Source organism: Klebsiella sp. HN106 (assembly GCF_051209435.1).
In the GTDB taxonomy this organism is placed as follows: Bacteria; Pseudomonadota; Gammaproteobacteria; order Enterobacterales; family Enterobacteriaceae; genus Klebsiella; species Klebsiella oxytoca.
In genome coordinates, this window is the sequence record NZ_JBLURD010000034.1 from 1 (window position 1) to 8438 (window position 8438).

Genomic DNA, 8438 nt, shown 5'->3' on the forward strand with positions numbered 1-8438 from the left:
GTCCTGCGACACTCCCCGCTAATATTAAGGCGAACGGTGCTGAGCACCGTTCTTAACCACCTCGCCAGAGCCTACCGAAGTATGGTGCTGGTTTATTAGCGCTGTTTTATGGGGATCCCTCAGCGGCAGGCCGGGGTTTTTTATTATGCATATGCATTAAATTATTTGTGGGTAGTATTTTAATTAAAACTACATCGAAACGTTTCTTTAATTTCCGATAACTCACATTAACTTTGTGGGTTTAAAAGACTCTCTCTGAATTCCCTCTTGCTTATTTATAAATTTCCCCATTCACAAACAATTTATTTTTATAAGTAAACCATTATAAATATAATGGATATTGCTTAAAATTTACTTTAAACTTTAAATTATTTTTTGCTTTTTCTTGCATGATTTTTTTGAGAGATATCACAGATATTTTTCTATTATCATAAAAATGGCGGTTTAACGCTATTAGAAAAGTATTATCCATGACTTTATCTTTATTGTAATAACCGTGAGTAACCGTTTTAATTATCTCTCTTATTAACATCTCAAAATGTAAGCTCATTATTTTAACGTTATGTAATATATGGGGTTTGTGTTATTTCAGGATGTGAATGGAATGTTTTCCCTCTCCTTGCGGGACTGCAAGTTCTGGTATATCTAATAAGATGCCTAATTAAGAATTATCTCATACCTCTGACTGCGTCTTCATTTCAAGGGTGTAACCTGATGAAAAATATAAATGTGACAGTGAAAGAAACGGGTGTTGAATACACCGTTGATGGCAATCTAATTAATCTCAATACGCAGTCAGTGGTTCTCCTGCACGTTAAGCGTGAAGATATTAGTTCGTATACCCGGCAAGGTAATGATCTGGTTCTAAAACTCCACAACGGCGATACCGTTACTATTAAAAACTTTTTCGTTGTGGATGAGCATGGACAGCACAGTGATTTGGTGCTCATGGATGATGAAACCGGCGCACTATGGTGGCTGGAAGGTGCGGGTACCGATGGGGCCCACTATTCGCTGATTAGCGATCTCTCAGAAGTCATCGCCTCCGGAGGCGCAGGGCAAAGTATTGCCGGATGGGTAATGGCGGGCGCGGCTTTGCTGGGTATTGCGGCAATGTTTGCTGGTACCTCAAATAAAGATCACCACTCTTCGATTTCAGAAACTGACTCAGATGCGGACAGTGATTCGGACTCCGATAGTGACTCGGATGCTGACAGCGACTCGGATAGCGACAGCGATTCTGATTCCGACAGCGATTCCGATTCAGACAGTGACTCGGACTCTGACAGCGATTCCGATTCTGATAGTGACTCGGATTCTGATAGTGACTCGGATTCTGACAGCGACTCGGATTCTGACAGCGACTCGGATTCGGACAGCGATTCCGATTCGGACAGCGACTCTGACTCTGACAGCGATTCGGATTCCGACAGCGATTCGGATTCCGACAGCGACTCGGATTCCGACAGCGATTCCGATTCAGACAGCGATTCGGACTCTGACAGTGATTCGGACTCCGATAGTGATTCGGATTCCGACAGTGACTCGGATTCTGACAGTGATTCTGACTCTGACAGCGATTCCGATTCTGATAGTGACTCGGATTCGGACAGCGACTCTGACTCTGACAGCGACTCGGATTCCGACAGCGATTCCGATTCGGACAGTGACTCGGATAGCGACAGCGATTCTGACTCTGACAGCGATTCTGACTCTGACAGCGATTCTGACTCTGACAGCGATTCGGATTCGGACAGCGATTCAGATTCAGACAGCGATTCTGACTCTGACAGCGATTCGGATTCGGACAGCGACTCGGATTCGGACAGCGACTCCGATTCAGACAGCGACTCGGATTCGGACAGCGATTCGGATTCAGACAGCGATTCGGATTCCGACAGTGACTCGGACTCTGACAGCGATTCGGATTCCGACAGCGACTCGGATTCGGACAGCGATTCCGACTCTGACAGCGACTCCGATTCAGACAGCGATTCGGATTCCGACAGTGACTCGGACTCAGACAGCGATTCGGACTCTGACAGCGACTCGGACTCCGACAGCGATTCGGACTCTGACAGCGATTCGGACTCTGACAGCGACTCGGACTCCGACAGCGATTCGGACTCTGACAGCGACTCGGACTCCGACAGCGACTCGGATTCAGACAGCGATTCCGACTCTGACAGCGACTCCGATTCAGACAGCGATTCGGATTCCGACAGTGACTCGGACTCTGACAGCGATTCGGACTCTGACAGCGATTCGGACTCTGACAGCGATTCGGATTCTGACAGCGATTCCGACTCTGACAGCGATTCGGACTCTGACAGTGACTCGGATTCGGACAGCGATTCGGATTCTGACAGTGACTCGGATTCCGACAGTGACTCGGATTCTGACAGCGATTCTGATACTGAAGCACCCACTGCAGCACAGAACATCACGGTTAATGACAATGTTGGTTCCATCACTGGTGTGCTTCATTCCGGTGATGTGACCGATGATACAACGCCGGAGATCAAAGGGACGGCAGAAGCGGGCGCCACGATAACGATTTATGACGGCGATACCGTACTGGGTTCAGTGGTTGTGGATCAGGATGGCAACTGGAGCTTTACTTTACCGGAGCTTAGCGAAGGTCCTCATAGCCTGAGCGCTACGGTGACCGACAAGGCCGGGAACGTCAGCGAGCGTTCCCCGGCGTTTGAGCTGACGATTGATACCACCGCGCCGTCTGCCAGTGCACCGGAGGTGACCGACGACGTGGCCGGGCATACCGGCCCGCTGACCAGCGGCGATCTGACCAACGACGCCACACCAACCCTGAGCGGTACCGCCGAGGCGGGCGCCACGGTCACGATCTACGACGGTGACACCGTACTGGGTACGGTGGTTGCCGGCGAGGACGGACGCTGGACTTTCACTCCGGATGCGCTGGACGAAGGCAGCCACAGCCTGAGCACCACCGTGACCGACAAGGCCGGAAACGTCAGCGAGCGTTCTCCGGCGTTTGAACTGACGGTGGATACAGTTGTGACCCCGGTCAGCGATCTGCAGGTGACCGACGATGTGGCCGGGCATACCGGCCCGCTGGCCAGCGGCGATCTGACCAACGACGCCACGCCGGCCCTGAGCGGTACCGCCGAGGCGGGCGCCACGGTCACGATCTACGACGGTGACACCGTACTGGGTACGGTGGTTGCCGGGGAGGACGGACGCTGGACTTTCACGCCGGACACCCTGAACGAGGGCGACCACAGCCTGAGCACCACCGTGACCGACAAGGCCGGAAACGTCAGCGAGCGTTCCCCGGCGTTTGAGCTGACGATTGATATCACCGCGCCGTCTGCCAGTGCGCCGGAGGTGACCGACGACGTGGCCGGGCATACCGGCCCGCTGACCAGCGGCGATCTGACCAACGACGCCACACCGACCCTGAGCGGTACCGCCGAGGCGGGGGCCACGGTCACGATCTATGACGGCGACACGGTACTGGGTACGGTGGTTGCCGGTGAGGACGGACGCTGGAGCTACACCCCTGATGCACTGGATGAAGGCAGCCACAGCCTGAGCACCACCGTAACCGACAAGGCCGGGAACGTCAGCGAGCGTTCCCCGGCGTTTGAGCTGACGATTGATACCACCGCGCCGTCTGCCAGTGCGCCGGAGGTGACCGACGACGTGGCCGGACACACCGGCCCGCTGGCCAGCGGCGATCTGACCAACGATGCCACGCCGACCCTGAGCGGCACGGCGGAGGCGGGGGCCACGGTCACGATCTACGACGGCGATACCGTACTGGGTACCGTGGTTGCCGGCGAGGACGGACGCTGGAGCTACACCCCTGATGCACTGGATGAAGGCAGCCACAGCCTGAGCACCACGGTGACGGATAAGGCGGGGAACGTCAGCGAGCGCTCCCCGGCGTTTGAGCTGACAATTGATACCACCGCGCCGTCTGCCAGTGCGCCGGAGGTGACCGACGACGTGGCCGGACACACCGGCCCGCTGACCAGCGGCGATCTGACCAACGACGCCACACCAACCCTGAGCGGCACGGCGGAGGCGGGGGCCACGGTCACGATCTACGACGGCGATACCGTACTGGGTACGGTGGTTGCCGGCGAGGACGGACGCTGGAGCTACACCCCTGATGCGCTGGACGAAGGCAGCCACAGCCTGAGCACCACCGTGACCGACAAGGCCGGGAACATCAGCGAGCGCTCTCCGGCGTTTGAGCTGACGGTGGACACAGTCGTGACTCCGGTCAGCGATCTGCAGGTGACCGACGACGTGGCCGGGCATACCGGCCCGCTGACCAGCGGCGATCTGACCAACGATGCCACGCCGACCCTGAGCGGCACGGCAGAGGCGGGTGCCACGGTGACCATCTATGACGGTGAGACCGTACTGGGTACGGTGGTTGCCGGCGAGGACGGACGCTGGAGTTACACCCCCGATGCACTTAACGAAGGCAGCCACCGCCTGAGCACCACCGTGACGGATAAGGCCGGGAACGTCAGCGAGCGTTCCCCGGCGTTTGAGCTGACGGTGGATACAGTCGTGACTCCGGTCAGCGGTCTGCAGGTGACCGACGACGTGGCCGGGCATACCGGCCCGCTGGCCAGCGGCGATCTGACCAACGACGCCACGCCGGCCCTGAGCGGTACCGCCGAGGCGGGGGCCACAGTCACGATCTACGACGGCGACACCGTACTGGGTACGGTGGTTGCCGGGGAGGACGGACGCTGGAGTTACACGCCGGACACCCTGAACGAGGGCGACCACAGCCTGAGCACCACCGTGACCGACAAGGCCGGAAACGTCAGCGAGCGTTCCCCGGTGTTTGAGCTGACGGTGGACACAGTCGTGACTCCGGTCAGCGATCTGCAGGTGACCGACGACGTGGCCGGGCATACCGGCCCGCTGACCAGCGGCGATCTGACCAACGATGCCACGCCGACCCTGAGCGGCACGGCAGAGGCGGGTGCCACGGTGACCATCTATGACGGTGAGACCGTACTGGGTACGGTGGTTGCCGGGGAGGACGGACGCTGGAGCTTCACGCCGGATACCCTGAACGAGGGCAGCCACAGCCTGAGCACCACCGTGACCGACAAGGCCGGAAACGTCAGCGAGCGCTCTCCGGTGTTTGAGCTGACGGTGGATACAGTCGTGACTCCGGTCAGCGGTCTGCAGGTGACTGACGATGTGGCCGGGCATACCGGCCCGCTGGCCAGCGGCGATCTGACCAACGACGCCACGCCGGCCCTGAGCGGTACCGCCGAGGCGGGCGCCACGGTCACGATCTATGACGGCGACACGGTGCTGGGTACGGTGGTTGCCGGCGAGGACGGACGCTGGAGTTACACCCCCGATGCACTTGACGAAGGCAGCCACAGCCTGAGCACCACCGTGACGGATAAGGCCGGGAACGTCAGCGAGCGTTCCCCGGCGTTTGAGCTGACGATTGATACCACCGCGCCGTCTGCCAGTGCGCCGGAGGTGACCGACGACGTGGCCGGACACACCGGCCCGCTGGCCAGCGGCGATCTGACCAACGATGCCACGCCGACCCTGAGCGGCACGGCGGAGGCGGGCGCCACGGTCACGATCTATGACGGCGACACGGTGCTGGGTACGGTGGTTGCCGGCGAGGACGGACGCTGGAGCTTTACGCCGGATACCCTGGACGAGGGCAGCCACAGCCTGAGCACCACCGTGACGGACAAGGCCGGGAACGTCAGCGAGCGCTCTCCGGTGTTTGAGCTGACGGTGGACACAGTCGTGACTCCGGTCAGCGATCTGCAGGTGACTGACGATGTGGCCGGACACACCGGCCCGCTGACCAGCGGCGATCTGACCAACGACGCCACGCCGGCCCTGAGCGGTACCGCCGAGGCGGGGGCCACGGTCACGATCTACGACGGTGACACCGTACTGGGTACGGTGGTTACCGGGGAGGACGGACGCTGGACTTTCACTCCGGACACCCTGAACGAGGGCGACCACAGCCTGAGCACCACCGTGACGGATAAGGCGGGGAATGTCAGCGAGCGCTCTCCGGCGTTTGAGCTGACGGTGGACACAATCGTGAATCCGGTCAGCGATCTGCAGGTGACTGATAATGCAGGAGAAGACACGGGTACACTGAACAGCGGCAACGTAACGGATGATGACACGCCGACCCTGAGCGGTACCGCCGAGGCGGGCGCCACAGTCACGATCTATGACGGCGACACGGTACTGGGTACGGTAGTTGCCGGGGAGGACGGACGCTGGAGCTTCACACCTGATGCGCTGGACGAAGGCAGCCACAGCCTGAGCACCACGGTGACCGATCTGGCCGGGAACGTCAGCGAACGCTCCCCGACTTTTGAGTTAACTATCGATCTCAGCGACGACACCGACAGCGACTCGGATAGTGACAGTGATTCGGACTCTGACAGTGACTCGGATAGCGACAGTGACTCCGACTCTGACAGCGATTCGGACTCCGACAGCGACTCGGATAGCGACAGCGATTCTGACTCTGACAGCGACTCGGATTCTGACAGTGACTCGGACTCTGACAGCGACTCGGATTCTGACAGCGATTCGGACTCTGACAGCGATTCTGACTCTGACAGCGATTCGGACTCTGACAGCGATTCCGATTCTGACAGTGACTCGGATTCTGACAGCGACTCGGATTCGGACAGCGATTCGGATTCCGACAGCGACTCGGATTCAGACAGCGATGCCGACTCCGACAGTGACTCCGATTCCGACAGCGACTCTGACTCCGACAGCGACTCGGATTCGGACAGCGATTCGGACTCTGACAGCGATTCCGATTCTGACAGTGACTCGGATTCGGACAGTGATTCGGACTCTGACAGCGACTCCGATTCCGACAGCGATTCCGACTCTGACAGCGATTCGGACTCCGACAGCGATTCGGATAGCGACAGCGATTCGGACTCTGACAGCGACTCGGATTCGGACAGCGATTCGGACTCCGACAGCGATGCCGACTCCGACAGTGACTCCGATTCCGACAGCGACTCTGACTCAGACAGCGACTCGGATAGCGACAGCGATTCTGACTCCGACAGCGATTCGGACTCTGACAGCGACTCCGATTCCGACAGCGATTCCGACTCTGACAGCGATTCGGACTCCGACAGCGACTCTGACTCCGACAGCGATTCCGATTCCGACAGCGACTCTGACTCCGACAGCGACTCGGATTCGGACAGCGACTCGGATTCGGACAGCGACTCTGACTCCGACAGCGACTCGGATTCGGACAGCGACTCGGATTCCGACAGCGACTCGGATTCCGACAGCGATTCCGATTCTGACTCTGACAGCGATTCCGATTCCGACAGCGATTCTGACTCTGACAGCGATTCCGATTCTGACAGTGACTCGGATTCTGACAGCGATTCGGACTCTGACAGCGATTCCGATTCCGACAGCGACTCGGATTCGGACAGCGATTCTGATTCGGACAGCGATTCGGATTCTGACAGCGATTCCGACTCCGACAGCGACTCAGATAGCGACAGCGATTCGGACTCTGACAGTGACTCGGATTCGGACTCTGACAGCGATTCGGATTCCGACAGCGATTCGGATTCTGACAGTGACTCGGATTCCGACAGCGATTCCGACTCTGACAGTGACTCGGATTCCGACAGCGATTCGGATAGCGACAGCGATTCTGACTCTGACAGCGATTCGGACTCCGACAGCGACTCGGATTCCGACAGCGACTCTGACTCCGACAGCGATTCGGATTCTGACAGTGACTCGGATTCCGACAGCGATTCGGACTCTGACAGCGACTCGGATTCGGACAGCGATTCGGATTCCGACAGCGATTCGGATTCTGACAGCGACTCCGATTCCGACAGCGATTCCGACTCCGACAGCGACTCGGATTCCGACAGCGATTCGGATAGCGACAGCGACTCGGATTCGGACAGTGACTCGGATAGCGACAGCGATTCTGACTCTGACAGCGATTCGGACTCCGACAGCGACTCGGATTCCGACAGCGATTCGGATTCTGACAGCGACTCGGATTCCGACAGCGATTCGGATTCTGACAGTGACTCGGATTCCGACAGCGATTCGGACTCTGACAGCGACTCGGATAGCGACAGCGATTCGGATTCCGACAGCGACTCGGATTCTGACAGCGATTCGGATTCCGACAGCGACTCGGATTCCGACAGCGACTCGGATTCCGACAGCGACTCGGATTCGGACAGCGATTCGGACTCCGACAGCGACTCGGATTCTGACAGCGACTCGGATTCTGACAGCGATTCTGACTCTGACAGCGATTCCGATTCTGACAGTGACTCGGACTCTGACAGCGACTCGGACTCCGACAGCGACTCGGATTCCGACAGTGACTCCGACTCTGACAGCGACTCGGATTC

2 protein-coding genes are annotated in these 8438 nt (G+C 58.2%); one reads left to right on the top strand and one right to left on the bottom strand.

The features are described from left to right. Nucleotides 1-322: 322 nt before the first annotated feature. A complete protein-coding gene (locus tag ACSIPU_RS29660) occupies nucleotides 323-550 on the bottom strand; it encodes a hypothetical protein (RefSeq protein WP_064374117.1) in 228 nt (75 codons plus the stop codon). Nucleotides 551-714: 164 nt separating this feature from the next. Here ACSIPU_RS29660 and ACSIPU_RS29665 point away from each other — a divergent pair. Further along, nucleotides 715-8438, top strand: a 7724-nt coding sequence (locus ACSIPU_RS29665; protein ID WP_435322458.1) for an Ig-like domain-containing protein, incomplete at its 3' end; no start/stop codon positions are given.